The organism is Pseudovibrio denitrificans JCM 12308, from assembly GCF_001310815.1.
In the GTDB taxonomy this organism is placed as follows: domain Bacteria; phylum Pseudomonadota; class Alphaproteobacteria; order Rhizobiales; family Stappiaceae; genus Pseudovibrio; species Pseudovibrio denitrificans.
On sequence record NZ_BAZK01000002.1, the window covers coordinates 357,468 to 376,252 of the forward strand.

Consider the following 18,785-nt stretch of genomic DNA (forward strand, 5'->3'; position numbering starts at 1 on the left):
TTAGTGTTTCTTGTTGTTGTCCTGCAAGTCAACAATTTGCACGATTAGCCATATTGGTGCTGCAATGAAGAATAGGAAGCAAACTATTGGAAGAATTGGGAGAATTAGTGTTCCGGCTAGGGTTGCGAACCAGATGGAGATAAAATGTAGGGGAGTTTCAGCTGCGCGGATTGCAAAGAAAAGGCCTAGGGCTATGCCTGCTAAGCCTAGTGGTATTGCAAGTTTTTCGCGGTATAGCGCGGCGTAATCGCCAAGAAAGGCCAGGGCGAATTTCAATCTTTGACTAAGATTGTTTCCATTATTTTCAAGCACTTAGATAGATCCTCTGGTGATGCGTCTGCCAAAAGCTGATCAATCTTTGCGCGTGTTGGTAATGTTGTTGGGTCAGTGTCGAGTAGCTGGCCTGGTGTGCAGCCATATGCTTTGGCTGCTTTCTCGATAAAGCTTTGTGTGTATTGTGTTTTTCCGGCTTCAACGCGAGAAATGAGAGGAGCTGAAAGCTCAAGCAGCTCTCCGGCTTGAGCTTGAGTTAATCCAACGTGATTGCGCCACTTTTGGATATAGGTGTGGCCCAGGGATTTCTCAGATTTTGAAATAGATACCATGCGGATATTCTATCCAATGCTCAGTTTGTTTCGATGCAACTAGATTAAAAATTGCTTGACGTGCAATTGCATGAGATGCAAGTTGGGCGACATGACTGATTTGCACCCACTCCAATCTTATCTGGACCGTACCGGACAGAAGCGCGCCGACTTTGCTGAGGCGATCGGCATTGGTGTGCCTAGCCTGTCTCGCATCATCAACCGAAAGCAAAACGTCAAGCTGGATCTGATTGAACGGATCGTGGTGGCGACTGGCTTTGCTGTTTCAGCTGATGACTTTCTAACGGTTTCTCCTCCTCAACGCATTTTGAAGCCAGCAGGCCAGGGCTCTGGTTCAGAAACCTCAGGAGCAATTTTATCATGAGCTCTTCTTCAGCCACTCTCCCCAATATCATTGGCCGGCGTCGTTTTTCCACGCTGCAAACGGCGCAAAGTTGCGCTCGGTCTGAGGATGCTGAGATGGCTGAGCGTATCTCCATGTTCCTCCGTCAGAAGTATCCCGATAGCACTGCCAAGATTGTTGGCAAGGAAACCGGTATCCCCTGGAAGACGGTCAAGAACTGGCTGGATAAGCGTGCAGCCCCTAAGGCTCCGCACTTCATGAAGCTGGTGAATGCTTATGGCCTGCCGTTCCTGGACGCTGTTGATCCTGATGGGCTGCCCTTCCTGAAAGATGTTCGAACTGCCATCGAGCGCCGAGATCTTACAGTGCGCTTTGAAGAGGTGATCGCCACTGCGCAGAAACTCCAGAGAGGTGAGCTCGATGGAAGCTGATCAGATCTGCAAGATTGAGAAAGCAAGCGGCTCGGGTTTTCGGATTGTTGGCCGGCTGGATGATGACCGGCTTGTGCTGGTTGAGCCTCAACGCGATCGGGCGGCTCGTGTTCTTACAGGGCCATTTTCTTTTGAGCGCGGCATTCTCTTTGCTGAAAATGTGCTTGCCGGTCATCCGTCCGCGATCAACCACGAAAAAGGCCAGCTTATTACAAGCGTCACGCTTATGGCGCTGTATTCGCTGTTTCACCAGTCCAGCAACAGCCAGGGAGCCCTCCCACAACCCTTAAACCCTGGCTCGCCTGCCGCCGCACCAAGTCTCCCCGCTGGTGCGGCGGCTCCCCATTCTTCGACACTGCTTTAGGAATGCATCATGGGTTTTTCCTGCTCCAGCCAAAACGAAACGCACGTGCGTTTGTCAACCGTCTCCAGAAATCCACAGGGCCTGGAGAAGGTCGAGCGTGACGCACAACGGCTCGGGATCAGTGTGGCGCAACTTTGCGCCACTGCCGGTGTAGCTCACACCACATGGCATCGAGCGCGGCGATCGGGAAACATGAGAGCTTCGACTTTTAGGAAGCTCAAGGCTGCGTTGGTTCAGATAAAGCGTCAGAAAGAGCTCAGTGAACGAACTGGGGATCTTATCAGTTCGGTCTATCAGATGTTTGTCGGGTTGCTGGCTCAAGCCAAAGGACTGTCGCCATTGGATGTCGTCCAGGCTGATCCGCATGCAAACCTGAAGGGTGATGAAGCTTGGCTCATTGCGGCCACGGTCCGTCACCAAGCCATTTATCTCACGGTTACAACGCTCGATGTTCCTGGATCTGCAGCAGCAGTCGCCGCAAACATCAGTAAGCAAGCCGTCTCAAAAGCACTCAGAAGCGTTGAAGACAGCCGGGATGATCCAGCTATCGATCGGATGCTTGATGAGTTTGAGGGGTTGGTGCGCGGTCAGGGTGTGTCGGTATGAGAACTAATCAAACTAAGCTCTCACAGAAATCTGGCAGAGGTATGCTCGCCGTTGATTACATCAATGAGTTGCTCGTTAAAGATACTTGGGGGATTCGTACATCGTTTAAATGTGCAATCTTGAAAGACAGCCAAGCTTACATCTGTATTTGTGAAGTCAATTCCATCAAAAATGCAGTTTTGAAAAATAGTAAGTTTAATATTTGTGGCTGCAAAGAAGGTAGATTTGAAAGTACAGCAATAAAATATAGATCTACTAAGATCGGCTCCATCAAAAATAACATTTATAACTTTGTTGAAACGAACTCTTATGTTGCTGAGCTTGCAATGCTCAAAATCAACGTAGCGATTTTCTTCATAAAACCGCATCCTCTTAGGAGTTCTTATCTGGAAGAACACTTCAGCAGCTTCGATCAGAACCTGAGATGCTCTTGCCCATAGTATGCGCCAATTTTTATAGTCCCTTTGAAGCTTGTTTTGCCCTCTGGATGTATCTCTCCGACAGGTGGAGTTTTTTCTCCATCTTGGAGAAGCCAGTAGTCTCGAGAGCGTTCGCGTATAAACGTTGTCAAAAGCTTTTGGCAATGAAGGTAGTAGTACTCTTCATCTACCTCTGCGAGTTCAGAGATAGTGCGAATGCCGCCTATTCGAGCAGGTATTTCCTCCTCGCTGATCATGCTTGCTGCATTCTTGAATCGATCAGCGTGAAGTGTTTTTTGCGATACAGACGATTGGATGTGCGCAGATGTGCTTCTCCAAAGAAGCAAGATAAGTCCCAAAAAAGCAGATGCGACCAACGTAAGATTTCTGAGGCTCTCTGCCTTACTATCAACTACCCAGTAGTCCCACGGAAAATCAAAGTTTGCGTAGATCCAGTCGTAAACGGGAACAACAGCAGCTGTAACTACAAGCAGAGCAAGTCCGATTGTGCGGCGTCGCAAACCGCGACGGTCTGTGGACTTTATCGGCTCCTGCAAACGAGCGCCGAAAATATTAATTCGCGTGAGAATACTCAAAATGCACCTCTTAGCACTGTTGCTGGGTTTATCTGCACGTCTTTGCAATTTCAAGTTTTAGTTGTTTCGTGTTGCTGCTTTTGGGGGTTGCTGCATGAGTAGCCGGATCAAAGAGATCAAGCAGGCGCTCATGCCTTCAGAGCTCGCTCTTTTAGAGTTGGTTCGGGAGCTTGTGCCTGAAGGGCGGAGGAACGGAAAAATCTGGTCTGCGAAAAGTCCTGTGCGCCAGGACAAAAACGCGGGCTCTTTCGTTGTTTGGCTGACTGGTCCGGCGCGTGGTTCTTTCAAGGATTATGCTGACGGAACGGTCAAAGGTGATCTCATTGATCTGGTTTGCTTAAGCAAGCGGCTTTCCAGAACTGAGGCTTTAGCCTGGGCGGAGGATCGGCTTGGCTGGCGGCATATGAGCCCTGAAGAAAAGGAAAAACTGCGCCGCCAGGTGAAGAAGAAAGCCAAACAGCAGAATGCGCAAGAAGAAAAGAGGCGCAAGGATCGGATACGCCGCGCCTTGCGCTGGTGGCATAGTGGCCTAGCTGTTGAGGGAACGCTGATTGAACGTTACCTGGAGAGCCGCGCCATTCCACTCAGCCGCCTGCAGGGGCGTTTAAACTTCTGTCGGTTCCTGCCTGCTCAGGAATACTGGATGGATGCCGTTTATGAGAACGGCATAAAGGTGCAGCGCGGGCCAGAATATCCGGCCATGATGAGCCGCATGAGTGCGCCTGATGGTTCGCTCCAGGCGCTGCATTTTACGTTTTTGGCAGCTGATGGATCTGGCAAAGCTCCGGTAGAAAAACCGAAACTGATGTGGCCGGAAACAGCTGGCTCAATGATTTGGATCTCACAAGGGGAATCGAAGAGCGGCGGGCCTGACACATACCGTGGGCCTGTGGTGGTTGGTGAGGGCATTGAGGACGCTGGCTCCTCTGCCCTTGCCAATCCCGAAATTCGCCACGCTGCAGCCGGCTCGCTTCCCAACCTTCTGCATTTACCCGATTTCCCGTGGCTCACGGGATACATCCTCCTGAAAGACAACGACTGGGGCAAGCCTCAAGCTCAGGAGCAGTTTAACCGTGCCGTAGAGCGACTGGCGGCAACGGGTAAGCCCGTGATCGAAGTTTCGAGCACCAAGGGCAAGGACTTTAATGATCAGTTGCGTGGAGTTGAATGATGCTTGGGGTGAGAGATGGAAAAACCTAAATACATTGAAGACTGCAAAGATTATGCAGAAGCTCAACAGTTTCAGCTTGAGCATTGGTTGAGCGGTAGCTCCTTACATAATCCATACGCTCCGGATGGATCATATGGCTCAATCCTAATGATGGTGAGTGCTGCCCTGATTTTTCTTGCTGCAATCCTGGCCAGATCTGGCCTGAGGAGTATCGCCGGGAGTTTGTTGAGGCTAACGATCAGAAGCGGCAAGCGATGCTTGCTGCAGGCCTCTTTGGTTTGCTCAAGGGTGAAGGCTTTGAGGTTACGAGCTCGGAGGCTCAGGTTCCTCCACCTGAGGAGGGGCTGGCTCCGGCTGGTGTCGCTCTTGAAACTGTTGAAGTGCTCAGCTTTTGCGCTCGTGTTGGCCAGACCGTTGCAAGTGAAATTGCGATGATTTTTGGCCCTAGTGGCCTGGACGGTTTTGATCCAGTCCTTTGGGCGAGCGCTGGTGAGATTGTTCCATTTGACCAGGACGACACCGGCGAAGCTGCTGTGATCGCGTTGACCTCTTACGTTTTAGAAAGAGACGATCGGGGATCTCCAGCCTCTGGTGAAACACTGTTCCGGAAAGCTGGAGAGCTGCGCATTCACAAGCTGGATTGCGGCAAATGGAATGAACAGCCAGCCTGGTTGAAGTTCGCTTACAACCGGTTTGCTCGTGCGATCTCTGAGATTGGCTCCGAGCTCAAGGCTATCAAGAAGCTTCAAGCTGCAAAAGCCATTCCTAGTGATCCGATTGCGCTTCCCATCTCTGAGAGCATCTTTGAGCAGGAAGATGATATCGGCGCACGAGATCCGGAGCTGGTTGTTGCACTGACTGCAGCTCAGAAGGTGCGCGAGCTACCTGCAGAGCCCGAGAAGATCGAAACATCCAACGAAGATGAAACGAGCCACGCTAACGAGGTGATGAGTGTTGGCGAGCGGCCAGTGGCGCTGAGCTAAGGGGCAACATGACTGTACAAGGGGAGCAGCAGATCCGCGCACTTGTTGGATCTGCTGCAAGGAAAATTGCAACACAACTGGATCAACCTCAAGAGGTGATTGATCCGCTGCCAGGTGAGCCTCGGGGAGATGTGAAGCCTGGTGAATGGGTGCCGGATGCAAATGGTTTGCCTCCGGATTGTCCTGTGCAGGTTCTCGGAATGGATGGGGATGTGCTGTTCCTGATCGATGCGATCGGGCAGCTGGCTGCAGCAACGCCGAGCCAATTTGGTCAAAGCTTTATTCAGCGATTGTTTGGCGATCGCCAGAACTATCTTTATTGGGCCTGGCCTCGGTTTGACAAACACGCTGCAGTCGATAACTGGCGAGCTGAGAAGGTTCGTGAATGCTTGTATTCAGCTGGTGCTAAAAAGGGCGTTTGGAATAGCGTTGAGAAGGTGAGAGGCCTTGGAGCCTGGACAGATAAGGAAGGCGGCTTGATCCTTCATCTGGGCGATGTGCTGTTGATGGATGGCAAGTTACGCCGGACTGGTGAGATCAAAGGCCATTTCTATCCACGCCGGCCAGCGTCTCCGCGTCCTCATGATGGGGACGTGGAAGGGATACATAATCCCGCACCCATGCTTTACCAGATCCTCCAGACCTGGAACTGGCAGAGGCCAAGCATCGATCCTTACCTATTCTTGGGCTGGATTGGGGCCGGCTTCTTGGGTGGAGCTCTGCCCTGGCGTCCTTCCATGTTCCTAATCGGTGATAAGGCAGTTGGTAAATCAACGCTGCAGGGCATTGTGCAGACTGTTTTCGGCTCTGCGCTGGTGTCTACGCCCGACACAACACCTGCAGGTATTTATCAGCGGATCGGTGCTGACGCATTGCCGATCGCGGTGGATGAGCTGGAAGCTGAAGCAGATAACCGGAAAGTCATGGGCGTTGTAAAGCTTGCTCGTCTGGCTGCTTCCGGTGGTTTGATGCTGCGTGGTGGATCTGATCACGCTGGCGTTGCGTTCCAGGCTCGATCTACGTTCCTGTTCTCTGCTATCAACCTCCACCTCTCCCGCCTCAGGATCTCTCGCGCTTGGCGGTGATCTCCATTGGCAAGCTAGATCCTCAGAAGGTTTCCCAGGCTCCTACGATCCTCGACCCTGAGAAGATAGGGCCAAAGCTATTGCGGCGGCTGGTGAATGGTTGGCCGCAGTTTTCTAAGCTCTATGAAGAGTATCGAACTGCATTGAGGGAAGGCGGCCACGATAGCCGAGGCCAGGACACTTACGGCACATTCTTGACCTGTGCGCACTTGATGCTCGGGGATGATTGGCTGGAAGAGAATGACTATCCCATGGAGAACCTGAGTGATTGGGGGCAAAGGCTCGCCCCGACCCTCCTGCCAGAACATGAGAACGCAAAAGAAAACTGGCGAGCGTGCCTGGAACATCTGTTGTCTTCGCGTGTTGATGCATGGCGCAACGGCCTGCGACACAACATAGGCGGGCTTCTGGAAGATCTGCAGAGTGGTGTCCTTGGCTTTGATATTGCTCGTACTCAGTTGGCTCAGGTGGATCTCGGGATCATTCAGAAAGATAAGATCCTTCCTGGTTACTGCCTGGCCATACCAAACTCAGGACCAGCTTTGTCTCAGCTGTTTAAAGACACAGCCTGGGGAGGGCAGGGTGGCCTAGGCGTGTGGCAGAGCGCCCTAAGACAAGGCCCTGGCTCCATTGTCTGCCATGACAAGAATTTCAACAAGGTGAAGATTGGCGGATTTTCTAAGCGCTGCACGCTGATCGTGCTCGATGAGTTCCAGAGACTAACTGAGGAGAGCTGATGCACCCCGACCCTAGGCGGAGGCATAGATCCGCGTGTGTTTACCCACACCCGGACCCTACAGGCCTAAACGGCCCGCCGCCGCGCGGCCCAACCGAGAGCTCTGAGTTTTTGGCTACTGCGCGTCTGCGGACAGTTGACCAATTGAAAAAAGATCTACCGTGGCTCCAGTCGCGGGGTTTCTCGCTCCGAACGGGTTCGGGGGACACCTCGGGGACACCTCAGGGACACCAAGTGTCTCCGATAATGGCAAGTAAAGTCAGTGAGTTAGACAGCGGGGACACTAGGGACACCAGATTAGAGCTCTTACACACGCGCCCACACATATAAATATATTGGTGTCCCTAGTGTCCCTAGTGGAACTATTATCTAACTATATGATTTTGTTTATTTATTTTGGAGACACCAAAAGAGACACTTTCGGGACACCGATAATCTCGGGCATTTCTGAGGCCAATAAAATATTCGGTTTTATCGAAGGGATACGGGGGAAATGAGCCACACCGACGAGCAATTTGAATTGATCCCGCATGAGGAGGAGAGCGGCCCAGATGACGTCTTCCCTTCTGCTCGTCGCTCCGGATCTCGTGAAAGCCGGGGGAGAGGCCGCCCGAAAGGCGCGAAGAACAAGAAGACGGAGCAGCTGCAGAAGATGTGGAGTGCTAGAGGCTTCAAAGATCCGTTGATGTTTCAGGGAGAGTTCCTCTCAAGCCATCCAGCAGATTTGTGGAAGTGGTTTGTTGAAGAGCAGGCAAAGGTAGACGGGCTAACGCTTGCTGATGCCATCATCAAAGCACTCAAGGGGAAGCTGGACGGCATACCAACGATCCCAGAGATCGTGGCCATGCAGCTGAAGACCGCAGATCATGTCGCTCCGTACCTCCATGGCAAGATGCCAGTTCGTGAAGAGAGCGACGATGACGAGCGATTGCCGGTGCTCATGATCGATCTGGGTACAGACCAGGTGAACGAGGGCAAGTATCTGGACGCCGACGAGGAGCCAATGAGCATCGGAGCGCAAGAGCAGAGCTCAGATGACCAGACCCAACGAAATCAAAGGGTTAGCGGTGATGATGAATAGAAGTCGTACGGAGCGCAAGTCGCACGGTGTACGTATGTGCATGAAACTAAAAGGAAATCAGCCATTGATCGCCCTGATAAAAAATCAGGTAGCCAGCTTTCGTGATGCCATCGGGCAGGGTGTTAAAAGAGGCGTCCCGGTGATTTTGAAGGTGCCTCGGTTCATTTCAAATTTTCGTGGCGCGATGGTGGCTGGCGGGTTCCAATGGCGTCAGGAATGGCGGAATTCTGCGAGGCTTTCCGGAAATCGACTTTGCGCCCCCATACAGGGGTGCTCGCTCTCACACCGATCCGGATTTGAAAACGAGGCGGGAGCCTTGATCTCGGCTGGTGGGGCGCGGGTGGAACCCTTTGCATTTGGGCCGGGGTGTGGGGGCGTGGAGCCTTTTAATCCAGCTCAGGGGGCGTGGGGGATTTAATGTCGTTTCACTCTCCTGAAGGCTTTTCGACTGCTGAGTTGATTGCGGAGTATGAGCTTGATGAGGAGTTTGATCCTTATCGATACGTGCCTCCAGGGCCGGTGGCCCGAAACTTCATTCGAAATAGCATTTTGACCAAGGCGATTATGGGGCCGGTAGGCGGTGGTAAAACTGTTGCCTGTGCAATGGCCCGCGTTGTGGCCGCAACTCTCATGCCACCGTGTAAGGATGGCGTTATCCGAGATAAGTGGGTTGTGGTTCGAACTAGTTTTCGTGATGCCGAAAAAACGGTTCTAGCCAGTTGGCAGCAGTGGTTCCCAAAAGATTATCCAGGAAGCTCCTGGACTGGTGGTAATGATCGGCCTGTTACTCACATTTTGAAGTGGCGGTTGCCTGATGGAACAAGGGTTGAAGCGGAAACGATTTTTTTGGGTCTTCAAAACTCGACTGTTGCTGAGAAGCTGCGAGGGATGGAGATCTCTGGAGCCTGGCTCAATGAGATGGATACCATTGATGAGCATGGCCTGAAGTACCTGGAGCAGCGCACGGGGCGATATCCTAAAAAATCAGATCTGAAAGATCCAAATGCGAAGCGTTTTCGGCAAGTGATTGGAGATTTCAATGCTCCGGACGTTGATAACTGGACATATGATACCTTTGTTGAAAACCCTAGCCCTAACCGTGTGCTCTATCAGCAGCCTTCTGGGTTGTCGCCCAAGGCTGAAAACCTAAGAAACTTGGAGCCGGATTATTATCTCAAGATCGTAGAAAACGAGGAAGAATGGTATATCCGTCGGTTTGTGCGAAATGAGTTCGGTTTTAGTCGTGACGGAAAACCTGTTTATTCAGATTACAATGGCAGTTTTCATACGTCTGCTAGGGACTTGAAACCCGATCAGTCATTACCATTGCTGATCGGGTTGGATGCTGGATTGAACCCTTCAGCAATTTTGGGGCAACCTCGACCTAATGGCCAGCTGATCATTACAGATGAATTGGTTCCGGGGCAGGGGTATGGCGCAGATCGGCTTTCGGAACTTCTGAATGATCTGATTGCCCGTAGATATTACCAGGTGCCAAGTATTCGGATCTGGGCAGATCCAGCGGCTCAGTATGGTGCTGATAAAGAGGGTGGTGAGCTCTCTTGGATTGAAACAGTAAGTAAGGCTCTTTCAGAGCCAGTTCTAATTCCGGCAAATGGTTCGAACGAACTGGGCTTAAGGTTGGCTGCTGTACGCGCAGAACTCACAAAACTGATTGATGGGCATGCGCCAAGGCTCTTGATTTCCAGACATTGCAAGAAGCTCAATCGTGGCTTTGCTAGTGGCTACAAGTACAAAAAACGGCCAAAAGATGCGGGGCCAGCGTATGACCCTGAGCCATCAAAAAATGAATACTCTCACCCTCATGACGCCCTGCAGTACCTTGTACTCGGGTATCGTGGCCGGCCAGCTGTTGTGAGTGATGCTGCAGGATCTCGTCGAGATCGTGGTGATCAGCAAAATGATCGGCGTGGACCGCCGCCTAAGAAGGGGAGTTTTGATCCTCACAACACATAGTGTTGTTCTCTTTTTGTTCTTATGCTATTGGGTGGGCATGTCCTACCGAAGCAATATGCGATCAATTGATGAGCTGCCGTTTGTTGTCGAGGAGTGGGTTGGAGGTCAGTGTCATGAGATTTTGTCCATGAATTACAACTCGATCCTGGCTCGTGCGGCATATGAAGCGGCGATAAATGTTCGGCCCAGATCTCAGATCATTATGAGGCAAAAAGCGAGAGTTTTAGCGCGTCATAATCCAGATTAACAGCCGAGCTCGTTTGACAGTGTTTAAGCCATGGCACTCTCGTGTCATGGCTTTTACTTTATCTACTCCCGCGAACTTGATGGATGTTGCTCAGTGCATGGGCAAGTGCCCCCACCTAGCCTGGAAGGTTGCCAAGCTGCAGCTGAAGCAGGGCCGATCCTGGGCGCTTCATGATGATACTGGAGAGCTCGTCTCTGTTGCCGGCCTGTTTCCGTGGCCCAATGGTGACTTAGAGGCCTGGTGGATGGTGACGCCCAAAGCTGAAAACAGCATGCTCCAGATTGTCCGCGCCATACGGTTGACCCTTGAGGCTTCCGAGTACGGTGAGATCTACACATTGGTTCAATCCAAAGCCGGCGGGCGCGTGGCTCGCCTGGCTGGATTTGAGCTTGTTGGGACCACTGAGAACTTGGAGATCTGGCAATATGGGCGGTCTGGTAGGCGGAGGCGGGGACAAGAAGGCGCGGAGGCTGGCGCAACGACAAGCGGATGAAGCTCAGCGCCGGCAGTTGGCTGCATTGGCAAGCCAGCAGGCAGAAGTTGATCAGTCCAAGGCCTCGCCAGGTGGCGGGGGCACTCGCAAGCGCGGGCGCAGACTTCTCACCTTTATTGGTTCGTCTTCTGGCCAGTCTTCTCTCGGCTAATCTCAGGTGATGGAGGTTGGCCTTGGCTGAACCAAACCTAAAAAGCATTCAATCGCGACGCAAAAAGGCTCAGTCTGAGTATGACTCTCATAAGCCTTTGCGCGATGACGCGTTTGATTATGCAATTCCTTATCGCCGGAGTGCTAACACTGGCTCAACGAGTAAGGGTGCAAGCCGCGTTGATAAGGCGTTTGATCAAACCGCGATCGTCTCAAACTTCCGCTTTGCAGGTAAGCTCTGGAAAGATCTGATCGGTGATGAACCCTTTCAGATCAAGGCTGGCGATATTCTCCCGCAAAAGGAAAAGGATGAACTGGCAGGGCCGCTTGAGGGGATCTCAAAAGTAAGCACTGGCATGATGTCAAACGGTGAGTTTGATATGGCCTTTGTTGAGATGGGCCTGGAACTTGGTGCCGGCACCGGGGCCATGCTGATCTTGGAAGGCAACCGGAAAAAGCCTGCACGGTTTGTTTGCGTTCCTATTGATGAGGTTTTGCTTGAGGCAGGTGCTTATGGTGACATAACCGGGATTTTTTGGGGTCGTAAGTGGACCGTCCGGGCTATTCGCGAAATGTTCCCAGATGGCAAGTTTGGTAAAACCCTACGCGATCTGGAGGAGAAAGATCCTGAAAAGGAAGTGGTTCTCAACCAGGACTGTATCTACAACTCCAAAACAGATCGATGGGACTTTATCGCCTGGTCGCCTGAAGATGATGAGACGATCATTAAGACGAAAAGTAGCCGGACATGCCCCTGCTCACGCCTCGCTATTTCCGCGTGCCTGGCGAAGTTTATGGCCGTGGTCCGATTAACCTGGCAATGCCCTCAATCAAGACGCTCAACACAGCGCAACGGCTGACATTGCAAGCAGCTGCAATCTCTCTTTTGGGGATCTATACGGCTGTTGATGATGGGGTGTTTAACCCTGACATGGCCTCAGTTGAGCCTGGTGAGTTTTGGAAGGTCGCGCGAAATGGTGGCGTGCTGGGGCCTTCTGTTCAAAAGTTCCCTGAGCCTCGCCTGGATCTCAACAATATCGTTTTGAATGATCTGCGTATGGGTGTGAAAACAACCATGATGGATCAAGCCTTGCCTCCGGACAGTGGCGCGGTGCGTTCCGCGACAGAGATCCTTGAGCGCATGAAGCGGCTTGCAGAGGATCACGTTGGTGCATTTGGCCGCCTGGTTAAAGAGATCATTGTTCCGCTTGCCGAGCGACTGATTGAGATCGCCTATGACAAGGGCATGATCACGGATGCGCCAGATATCGATCAGATCCTCGTGAAAATTCAAGTTTCCTCTCCAATGGCAACCGCCAGAGCTGCTGAGAAAATGCAGAAAATCATCCAATGGATTGAAATGTGCCAGGCCTTGCTGGCGCAAGACGCCCGCAAGGTGGTCAAGATGGTTGAAGCTCTTTTGCATATCGGCAGCGAGATGGGAGTTCCAGAGAGCCTCAAAGTGAATGCGGACGAACGGAAGAAGATGGAAGAGGACGATCGAGCAATGCTCGCCGCGCAGATGGCTGCTCAATCCGGGCTCGTGCCTGGTGCTGCAGCTGCAGTTCCAACAGAAGCAGAGGCAGGTTGATCATGAATGGACAATCGATCGCAGAGCTCATGGGCAATCTGCAAGGTGATGATTGGGGTTCTGTCGATGGCTTGATGAACAAGTTTTCTGCAGATCCCAAAGCGAAAGAAAAAGCCAGTCAGGAAAACAGAGAGAACCAGCGCCGCCGTACTCAGTACCTGGCCGCGCTTGCCACGGTGTTTTCTAGCGAGGAGGGGCAGCTTGTTCTTGATGAGCTGCTGAATGGCACAGTTCGCCGGATCAAATTTCACACTCAGCTGGGGATCGATCCTTGGCAATCCCACGCCTACGGCTGTTATCGCGAAGGGCAAAACAGCGTGGTTGCAATGATTTTAAAAGACCTTGCCGAAGTTGGTGGCGGGGTCGCGCCAGAAAAGGAGAATGACGATGGCTGGAGATCAAGAGTTCGAGCAGGATCAGAACAACTCAGAAAACCAAGGAAACGGAGATGGTGGTTCTGGTGATGGCAACAATACGGAGCGCTATGTTCCTGAGGGGTTTCCGGAGCACTTTCTAGGCGAGAACAACCAGGGCACAATCGACAAGATTTATGGTGCCTATAAGGGGTTACGGTCTGAAGAAAAGCCGCAAGCTCCGGAAGATCCATCGGGCTATTCGTTTGAGCCTAATGAAACCCTGGCTCCCTATTTTAAGAACACCGCAGAAGATCCGGTTTATCAGGCGGCTACCGTTGCAGCCCATGATGCTGGAATGTCGAATGAACAGTTCGGCTCTCTGATCGACAAAACCTTCACTGAGCTGGTTAAGTCAGGTCAGATCGAACCGCCTTATGATCCAGAAGTGGAGCTTAAGAAAACCGGTGAATTCCTAGGGATTACCGATAGCAAGGCGGTGAGCCAGGTTGTCGTTGACAATGAGGCCTTTGCTAAAAACCTTGCTGCGCAGATGAAGCTCCCAGAACCTGCAGCCGAGTTTGTTGAAAGCCTGACCGATCTTGCTGGCGGCAATGCCTTCTTGAATGGCATTTCCAATCTGCTGAGTAGTCGCGGCATTACTATTTCCGAAAATGATGGCGGGCGTTCTAATGGATCACTTACCAAAGAAGATCTGAAGAAGCTGGACAGTGATGATCGGATTGATCCGAGCTCGCCAAAGTATGATCCAAAGCTGAGAGCCGAGTACGACGAAGGATACAAGCGGCACTATCCTTAACGGTTGACGGTTGCTGGCTGGGTTTAGCGTAAGCTCAGCCAGAAATCAGAACCTGCCATTTGGAGTGCGGCCCTCTTTTCAAAAGACCTGTGCTCCCTGGCGGCCCTTCAGATGAGATGGCGTTTGTTTGTTTTCTCATTGGAGATTAGAAAGGACCGCCGACAATGTCGCAATCTGCAGACGCTCATTTTATTGAGCAGTTTAACTCCCGAGCACATCACAAGTACCAGGCTGAAGGTTTCCTTCTCCGTGATTGCGTGTCCGCTGCCGAGCGGATCGAAGGTACAAAAGCTTACTTCCCTGTGTTTGGAAAAGGGGAGGCGAATAAGAAGCGCCGGGGACATGATGCAACCCCTATGAACCGGACAGAAGCCGCCCTGAAGCGAGCTTGGAAACCTGGGAAGCATTTGACTACATCTACCATCAGGATCTTTCACGCACGAACGTGAACGAGCGTGAGAACATCGCAATGATCGGAGCGAAAGCTCTGGGCCGTGCGACTGATGGCGAGATCGTTGATATGTTCCATGCCACAGCATCCTCTGCTGCAGCCACAGGTTCTGCGCTTACACCACACCTGGACGCTGAGGGGCGACCTGGAATGGTTGGTGGCGCGAATGTGAACTTCGATCTCGGCGCTGCTATGAAAATGACCACTGGTCTTATGGAGGCTGATGTGCCTGCAGATGGTGAGATTTACTGCGCAGTGCCTCCGTTGTTCTGGAATATTCTGATGACCTACAAGCAGTTTAACTCTGCTGAATGGGTGGGCGCAGATCTTTCATTCACTGCCAAAGGTAAGAAAAAGGGCAAGTTCTGGAACGATGTGAATTGGTTCCGTGCTCCTGCCAGTTACTTCCGCCAGCCAGGCGGCGGCACTTCCCTAGATATCATCATGTGGCACAAGGCTGCCGTTGGCTGGGCAAACAATGAAACCCTCAAAAGCTGGTGGGATTGGGAGAACAAGAAGGGCGCTCACTCCATGCGTCTTGAAAGTGAAGGTGCTGCGGCAGGCATTCTTCAAGAAGGTCTCGTTCGTGGGCGCTTTAAGGCGCTCAGTGATCTGACAGTTTCTCCATAACGCATTGCAAGTCTGATCTGGCGCTTCGGCGCCGGATTAATCTTTCCGACCACATCAGGGTGATGAAATGTCCTTTAAATCGAACGGCCTTAACAAGATCAATGAGATTGGTTCTGTCGGCTTTGGCAAAGGCTCCGTGCGAAACAAGTACGGGTATGTAACTGTTGATGATGCAGCTGCAGTTGAGGCCAATGGTTACTTCAATTCTGTTGCAGACCGCCTAAGCGTAGGTGATCAGATTGACGCGTCATTGGATGTAGACGCGACTGCTAGTCTCAAATGCTACGTGGTGACTTCGGTTACTGGCGGTGTTGTGCAGATTGCAGCGCAGACAACGGCTTAAGCCTGTCTCGCTGTTCACGGCTCGGAGTGCTGGCGGCTCCGGGCCGCTCTTTGTTTCTCTTCCGGTGTCCTCATGAGCTATTATTCCCCTGAAGCTATTATCAACCGCGCTTGTGCGCGTGTCGGTTTAGAGCCGCTGCAGAGCCTCACTGATGATCTTCCTGGTGGCCAAAGTGCAAACCTGGTTTATCAGGGTGTGATCAGTTTCTTGCTCGGCCACTATCCCTGGAGTTTTGCGCTGACAACCAGGCAGCTTTCCATTTTGCATGGTGTTCAAGCCTTTGCCGGCTACAGCAATGTTTTCCAACTTCCTCCGGATCGCCTTGGGCCACCAAAAAAACTCACCACATCGCCGCGAGATCCTGAAAGCACCTTCACAGATTTTACGCCTGAGGAGGATAAGGTTCACGCTGATGTGCCTGAGCTTTATGCGCTCATTCCTTATTCTGCTCGTCCGGACATGTGGTCTTCAGCCTTTATGGAAGCTGCAACGCTGGCGCTTTCTGCTGAGCTGGTTATGGCGATCGCTCCAGAGAGAAAAAGCGTGAAGCCTTGCGCCGGGATGTTTACGGCACGCCTCAGGAAAACATGCGCGGTGGTTTGATCGGTGCGGCGATCCAGGCAGAGGCTCAGGGAACTCCAAGCAAAAAGCTGAAGCTTAAGGGCAATCCGCTCACGCAACATTTTCAGGGGGGCTAAGCCATGGTTTCCTCACCTGGGAAGATGCAGGCCACGTTTACGAGCGGTGAACTCGATGTGATGCTCATCGATCGAACTCAGCTGAAATACTTCTCTTCCGGCGCGAAGCGGATGGAAAACGTTCATATCCACCCTCAGGGTGGATTTTCCGTTGCTGGACGTATGCGGCATCTCAGCGTTGTTCGTGATGATGCTGAACGTATGATTTCCTTTGTGAACTCGGACGGAAAGTCCTTTGATCTGGTGATTGCTGCAGGGCTTTTGAGCATTTGGAAAGATGGAGCTCACTTTAAGGATCTGCAGCTGCCTCATTCTCTGCAGCAGATCTCAGAGCTCAACCACGTTCAATCGCTGGATACGCTTTTGCTGTTTCACCGAAATGTGCCAACGCGGCGCATTCGCCAGTTTGCTGATGATGACTGGCGGATTGAGGAGCTGGCCTACGAGAATACGCAACCTGGGATTATGGCGCTGAATACACCAACAATAAACCGGCAGTTTGGGAGCTGGAGTTTGTTGGCTTGGCTGCGACTACTGTTTTCCAGCTGGTTGTTTCTGGCCAGGAAACGCGCTCCATGACGTATACGAGTACAGCTGCAGCCGTGAACGAGATCCAGTCAGCTATCCTGGAACTGAGCACGATTCGAGATGGCATTCAGGTTTCCTCTCCAGGAAGCAACAAGATCTCAATCAAGTTCTCTGGTGAGGGGAACGAGGGGGACGGGTGGGCCGTTTCCGGAACGGTGATCAACAAAGCTGATGCTGCGATCGTTGCTTACAAAACAACCGTTGGTGTTGCGCCTGGTGAGGACATTGTTTCTGCAGAGCGCGGCTGGCCTGGTTGCGGTGTTTTCATTCAGCAGCGGCTTATTCCTGGTGGCCTGGCGAAACTGCCCAACGTTTGGATGGCTTCTGTCTCTGGCGATTACTTCAATTTTGATGAGGACCAGGACGAAGCAAACGGCGCGTTTGTTGTGCCGATGGATGTTCCTGGTGGTGAGCGCATTGAGCGAATAGTTGAAGGGCGTAACGTCCTCGTTTTCACGAGTGAGGGTGAGTATTGGCTTTCTGATCGTGAGATCTCCAAGAAGAAACCGCCAATCCATGTGAAGTCGTCAAGCCATGGCTGCGCTGCAGGCGTGCCGATCGTTGAGAATGAGGGCGCTGCGATCTTCGTGCATAAGGATCGCGGGGTTATCTCCGAGTTTCGATATACGGATGTTGAGGGCAACTTTGTTGCCCTGCCTATTTCGTTGCTCGCTGCTCACATGTTCGAGAGCATCAAGGATATTGCTCTGCGCAAGCAACGGTACTCCTCTGATGCAAACCTGCTGGCCGTGGTCGAGGACGATGGAGATCTGCGGTTTGGTCATTTGCTCCGAGAGCAGGATGTAACAGCTTTCACCCGGATCATGGGATCACGATACAAGGCTGTATCCTGCAATGGGCGCAATGAGCTGGTTGCTATTGTCGAGCGTGAGGTTGGCGGACAAGCGCGTCGTTCTCTTGAGAAGTTTGAGCCTGATTTGATCCTGGATGGTGCGATCCAGGTGCAGTCTGCTCAGCCGATCAGCGTTGTTGGTGGCCTTGATGTTCATGAGGGAGCGGAGGTCTGGGCGCTTGCTGATGGTGATGTGCTTGGGCCGTTTGCCGTTGAAAACAATGCGATCACCCTTCCAATTGAGGCCACTGAGATCACGGTGGGGCGCTGGACACCTCCGGTCGTTGAGACATTGCCTCCACCTCGTGACATTGGGCCGGATGTTGTTCTCAAGCGTCCGGCTCGTATTCATACCGTCCGGATCTCCGTGGTCGATACAACTTCGCTTGCCGTGTCTGTGTGCGGCAAAGTCTACGATGTGCCTCTGCAGCACTTTGGAGCTCGGGTTGACCTGCCTGAGCTTGAGCAAGGTTTTACGGGTGTGATCCCGCTGCAGGGCTTTACCGGATATTTCGATGAACCAACGGTGACGATTACGCAAGTTCGTCCAGGACGGCTAACCGTGCGCTCTATCACCATTGAAGCAGATCTTTAAGGAGATACTCAAATGCAAATGGCAGTTGCTGCATTTAGCAGCTTGTTGGGAGGTGGTGGAGCTGCAGCAGGTGCCGGCGCTGGAGCTGCTGCAGCTGGCGCGGCTGGCGGTGCGGCCATTGCTGGCCTTGGATCTCCCGCTGCAATGATTTTGCAAGGGATTGCCGGTGCAACGTCGATCCTCTCGGGATTAGCGGCAAGCAACTCTCAGGCAGATGCTTATGAGATGAAAGCGGCTGATGCAGATTTTGCGGAGGTCGATGAACGCTCACAAGGCATGGCGAGAACCACGGCTCTTAAAAAAGAACTGGCCGCCGCACTTGGTGAGAATGATGTGAAGTTTGCTGCAGCTGGCATCGATCTTTCTGGCGGTGTTGCAGAAGACACCAGGCAAAACCTGGAGAGCGATTCAGCACAAGAGATCTCCATTGATCGGGCTGATACCAGCGCGAGGATGGGGCTGCATAGATCTCGTGCTGCTGGTTATCGAAGCCTTGCAAAATCTACGCGCAAAGCTGGCAGGCTGGCGGCGTTTGCTCAAGGCGCAAATCTTGGTTTGAAACTGGCGAGTTAAGCT

General features: G+C 52.2%; 23 protein-coding genes and 2 pseudogenes. 22 read left to right on the forward strand and 3 right to left on the reverse strand.

Annotated elements, in window-relative coordinates:
* Together JCM12308_RS03315 and JCM12308_RS03320 are read right to left on the reverse strand one after the other, a co-directional pair.
* Positions 1 to 276 carry a hypothetical protein gene (locus tag JCM12308_RS03315; RefSeq protein ID WP_054782842.1) on the reverse strand — a complete coding sequence of 92 codons (276 nt, stop codon included), beginning with the start codon at positions 274 to 276 and terminating at the stop codon, positions 1 to 3.
* Entirely contained in the window at positions 273 to 605 is a 333-nt protein-coding gene (locus JCM12308_RS03320; protein WP_054782843.1) for a helix-turn-helix domain-containing protein, read from the reverse strand. The genes JCM12308_RS03315 and JCM12308_RS03320 overlap by 4 nt, the downstream gene beginning before the upstream one ends.
* Before the next feature lie 91 nt (positions 606 to 696).
* On the opposite strand from JCM12308_RS03320, the gene JCM12308_RS03325 reads away from it, so the two are divergent.
* The 5 genes from JCM12308_RS03325 (at position 697) to JCM12308_RS31290 (ending at position 2,789) form a co-directional block, all read left to right on the forward strand.
* On the forward strand, positions 697 to 969 hold the full coding sequence (locus JCM12308_RS03325; RefSeq protein WP_083416717.1) for a helix-turn-helix domain-containing protein: 273 nt from the start codon (positions 697 to 699) through the stop codon (positions 967 to 969).
* A gap of 95 nt (positions 970 to 1,064) precedes the next feature.
* Positions 1,065 to 1,379 (forward strand): hypothetical protein, encoded by a 315-nt coding sequence (locus JCM12308_RS03330; protein ID WP_128647319.1) that lies wholly within the window; start codon positions 1,065 to 1,067, stop codon positions 1,377 to 1,379.
* Positions 1,369 to 1,743, forward strand: coding sequence for a hypothetical protein (locus tag JCM12308_RS03335; protein ID WP_054782846.1), 375 nt, complete (start codon positions 1,369 to 1,371; stop codon positions 1,741 to 1,743). The genes JCM12308_RS03330 and JCM12308_RS03335 overlap by 11 nt, the downstream gene beginning before the upstream one ends.
* A 192-nt stretch (positions 1,744 to 1,935) precedes the next feature.
* On the forward strand, positions 1,936 to 2,349 hold the full coding sequence (locus JCM12308_RS27660; RefSeq protein WP_143111095.1) for a hypothetical protein: 414 nt from the start codon (positions 1,936 to 1,938) through the stop codon (positions 2,347 to 2,349).
* 41 nt (positions 2,350 to 2,390) lie between these two features.
* Positions 2,391 to 2,789 carry a hypothetical protein gene (locus JCM12308_RS31290; protein ID WP_244271822.1) on the forward strand — a complete coding sequence of 133 codons (399 nt, stop codon included), beginning with the start codon at positions 2,391 to 2,393 and terminating at the stop codon, positions 2,787 to 2,789.
* Here the strand turns inward: JCM12308_RS31290 and JCM12308_RS03350 are convergent.
* Positions 2,762 to 3,364 carry a hypothetical protein gene (locus tag JCM12308_RS03350; RefSeq protein ID WP_054782849.1) on the reverse strand — a complete coding sequence of 201 codons (603 nt, stop codon included), beginning with the start codon at positions 3,362 to 3,364 and terminating at the stop codon, positions 2,762 to 2,764. The genes JCM12308_RS31290 and JCM12308_RS03350 overlap by 28 nt on opposite strands.
* Positions 3,365 to 3,458: 94 nt before the next feature.
* Between JCM12308_RS03350 and JCM12308_RS03355 the strand changes: the two genes are divergently transcribed.
* From JCM12308_RS03355 to JCM12308_RS03440, 17 genes and pseudogenes are all read left to right on the forward strand, one after another.
* Positions 3,459 to 4,535, forward strand: coding sequence for a DUF7146 domain-containing protein (locus JCM12308_RS03355; RefSeq protein WP_054782850.1), 1,077 nt, complete (start codon positions 3,459 to 3,461; stop codon positions 4,533 to 4,535).
* Positions 4,536 to 4,789: 254 nt separating this feature from the next.
* Entirely contained in the window at positions 4,790 to 5,518 is a 729-nt protein-coding gene (locus tag JCM12308_RS03360; protein ID WP_054782851.1) for a hypothetical protein, read from the forward strand.
* 8 nt (positions 5,519 to 5,526) lie between these two features.
* A complete protein-coding gene (locus JCM12308_RS03365; RefSeq protein ID WP_054782852.1) occupies positions 5,527 to 6,603 on the forward strand; it encodes a hypothetical protein in 1,077 nt (358 codons plus the stop codon).
* Positions 6,600 to 7,340 carry a hypothetical protein gene (locus JCM12308_RS03370; protein ID WP_164845253.1) on the forward strand — a complete coding sequence of 247 codons (741 nt, stop codon included), beginning with the start codon at positions 6,600 to 6,602 and terminating at the stop codon, positions 7,338 to 7,340. The genes JCM12308_RS03365 and JCM12308_RS03370 overlap by 4 nt, the downstream gene beginning before the upstream one ends.
* A gap of 492 nt (positions 7,341 to 7,832) precedes the next feature.
* The gene (locus JCM12308_RS03375) at positions 7,833 to 8,420 is read left to right on the forward strand and encodes a hypothetical protein (protein WP_054782854.1); all 588 of its coding nucleotides are present in this window, start codon (positions 7,833 to 7,835) and stop codon (positions 8,418 to 8,420) included.
* 417 nt (positions 8,421 to 8,837) lie between these two features.
* Positions 8,838 to 10,397, forward strand: a complete 1,560-nt coding sequence (locus tag JCM12308_RS03385; protein ID WP_054782856.1) for a terminase large subunit domain-containing protein — start codon at positions 8,838 to 8,840, stop codon at positions 10,395 to 10,397.
* A 326-nt stretch (positions 10,398 to 10,723) separates the two neighbouring features.
* Positions 10,724 to 11,137 carry a hypothetical protein gene (locus tag JCM12308_RS03390; RefSeq protein ID WP_054782857.1) on the forward strand — a complete coding sequence of 138 codons (414 nt, stop codon included), beginning with the start codon at positions 10,724 to 10,726 and terminating at the stop codon, positions 11,135 to 11,137.
* Between the two features lie 16 nt (positions 11,138 to 11,153).
* Positions 11,154 to 11,288 (forward strand): hypothetical protein, encoded by a 135-nt coding sequence (locus tag JCM12308_RS32105; RefSeq protein ID WP_280138354.1) that lies wholly within the window; start codon positions 11,154 to 11,156, stop codon positions 11,286 to 11,288.
* A 97-nt stretch (positions 11,289 to 11,385) separates the two neighbouring features.
* Positions 11,386 to 12,878, forward strand: a pseudogene (locus JCM12308_RS31295) (portal protein).
* A gap of 2 nt (positions 12,879 to 12,880) precedes the next feature.
* Positions 12,881 to 13,342: a Bbp19 family protein gene (locus tag JCM12308_RS03405; protein WP_054782860.1), complete on the forward strand. Its 462-nt coding sequence runs from the start codon at positions 12,881 to 12,883 to the stop codon at positions 13,340 to 13,342.
* The gene (locus tag JCM12308_RS03410) at positions 13,266 to 14,051 is read left to right on the forward strand and encodes a hypothetical protein (protein ID WP_054782861.1); all 786 of its coding nucleotides are present in this window, start codon (positions 13,266 to 13,268) and stop codon (positions 14,049 to 14,051) included. The genes JCM12308_RS03405 and JCM12308_RS03410 overlap by 77 nt, the downstream gene beginning before the upstream one ends.
* Before the next feature lie 164 nt (positions 14,052 to 14,215).
* Positions 14,216 to 15,132 (forward strand): annotated as a pseudogene (locus tag JCM12308_RS03415) (phage capsid protein).
* Between the two features lie 67 nt (positions 15,133 to 15,199).
* Entirely contained in the window at positions 15,200 to 15,475 is a 276-nt protein-coding gene (locus JCM12308_RS03420) for a hypothetical protein (protein ID WP_054782863.1), read from the forward strand.
* 72 nt (positions 15,476 to 15,547) lie between these two features.
* Complete coding sequence (locus JCM12308_RS03425) at positions 15,548 to 16,078, forward strand: hypothetical protein (RefSeq protein ID WP_054782864.1); 531 nt, start codon at positions 15,548 to 15,550, stop codon at positions 16,076 to 16,078.
* Positions 16,079 to 16,176: 98 nt separating this feature from the next.
* On the forward strand, positions 16,177 to 16,752 hold the full coding sequence (locus JCM12308_RS03430; RefSeq protein WP_054782865.1) for a phage tail protein: 576 nt from the start codon (positions 16,177 to 16,179) through the stop codon (positions 16,750 to 16,752).
* Positions 16,749 to 18,209: a phage tail protein gene (locus JCM12308_RS03435; RefSeq protein ID WP_054782866.1), complete on the forward strand. Its 1,461-nt coding sequence runs from the start codon at positions 16,749 to 16,751 to the stop codon at positions 18,207 to 18,209. Before JCM12308_RS03430 ends, JCM12308_RS03435 begins: the two co-directional genes overlap by 4 nt.
* A gap of 12 nt (positions 18,210 to 18,221) precedes the next feature.
* Complete coding sequence (locus tag JCM12308_RS03440; protein WP_054782867.1) at positions 18,222 to 18,782, forward strand: hypothetical protein; 561 nt, start codon at positions 18,222 to 18,224, stop codon at positions 18,780 to 18,782.
* Positions 18,783 to 18,785: the final 3 nt, after the last annotated feature.

Bases quoted from the DNA above. Each gene is read 5' to 3' on its own strand.
- JCM12308_RS03325 (WP_083416717.1), top strand. From the start codon at position 697: ATGACTGATTTGCACCCACTCCAATCTTATCTGGACCGTACCGGACAG.
- JCM12308_RS03435 (WP_054782866.1), top strand. From the start codon at position 16,749: ATGACGTATACGAGTACAGCTGCAGCCGTGAACGAGATCCAGTCAGCT.
- JCM12308_RS03375 (WP_054782854.1), top strand. From the start codon at position 7,833: ATGAGCCACACCGACGAGCAATTTGAATTGATCCCGCATGAGGAGGAG.
- JCM12308_RS03320 (WP_054782843.1), bottom strand. From the start codon at position 605: ATGGTATCTATTTCAAAATCTGAGAAATCCCTGGGCCACACCTATATC.
- JCM12308_RS03410 (WP_054782861.1), top strand. From the start codon at position 13,266: ATGGCTGGAGATCAAGAGTTCGAGCAGGATCAGAACAACTCAGAAAAC.
- JCM12308_RS03365 (WP_054782852.1), top strand. From the start codon at position 5,527: ATGACTGTACAAGGGGAGCAGCAGATCCGCGCACTTGTTGGATCTGCT.
- JCM12308_RS03405 (WP_054782860.1), top strand. From the start codon at position 12,881: ATGAATGGACAATCGATCGCAGAGCTCATGGGCAATCTGCAAGGTGAT.
- JCM12308_RS31290 (WP_244271822.1), top strand. From the start codon at position 2,391: ATGCTCGCCGTTGATTACATCAATGAGTTGCTCGTTAAAGATACTTGG.
- JCM12308_RS03355 (WP_054782850.1), top strand. From the start codon at position 3,459: ATGAGTAGCCGGATCAAAGAGATCAAGCAGGCGCTCATGCCTTCAGAG.
- JCM12308_RS03425 (WP_054782864.1), top strand. From the start codon at position 15,548: ATGAGCTATTATTCCCCTGAAGCTATTATCAACCGCGCTTGTGCGCGT.
- JCM12308_RS03420 (WP_054782863.1), top strand. From the start codon at position 15,200: ATGTCCTTTAAATCGAACGGCCTTAACAAGATCAATGAGATTGGTTCT.
- JCM12308_RS03430 (WP_054782865.1), top strand. From the start codon at position 16,177: ATGGTTTCCTCACCTGGGAAGATGCAGGCCACGTTTACGAGCGGTGAA.
- JCM12308_RS27660 (WP_143111095.1), top strand. From the start codon at position 1,936: ATGAGAGCTTCGACTTTTAGGAAGCTCAAGGCTGCGTTGGTTCAGATA.
- JCM12308_RS03390 (WP_054782857.1), top strand. From the start codon at position 10,724: ATGGATGTTGCTCAGTGCATGGGCAAGTGCCCCCACCTAGCCTGGAAG.
- JCM12308_RS03385 (WP_054782856.1), top strand. From the start codon at position 8,838: ATGTCGTTTCACTCTCCTGAAGGCTTTTCGACTGCTGAGTTGATTGCG.
- JCM12308_RS03440 (WP_054782867.1), top strand. From the start codon at position 18,222: ATGCAAATGGCAGTTGCTGCATTTAGCAGCTTGTTGGGAGGTGGTGGA.
- JCM12308_RS03360 (WP_054782851.1), top strand. From the start codon at position 4,790: ATGCTTGCTGCAGGCCTCTTTGGTTTGCTCAAGGGTGAAGGCTTTGAG.
- JCM12308_RS03335 (WP_054782846.1), top strand. From the start codon at position 1,369: ATGGAAGCTGATCAGATCTGCAAGATTGAGAAAGCAAGCGGCTCGGGT.
- JCM12308_RS03330 (WP_128647319.1), top strand. From the start codon at position 1,065: ATGGCTGAGCGTATCTCCATGTTCCTCCGTCAGAAGTATCCCGATAGC.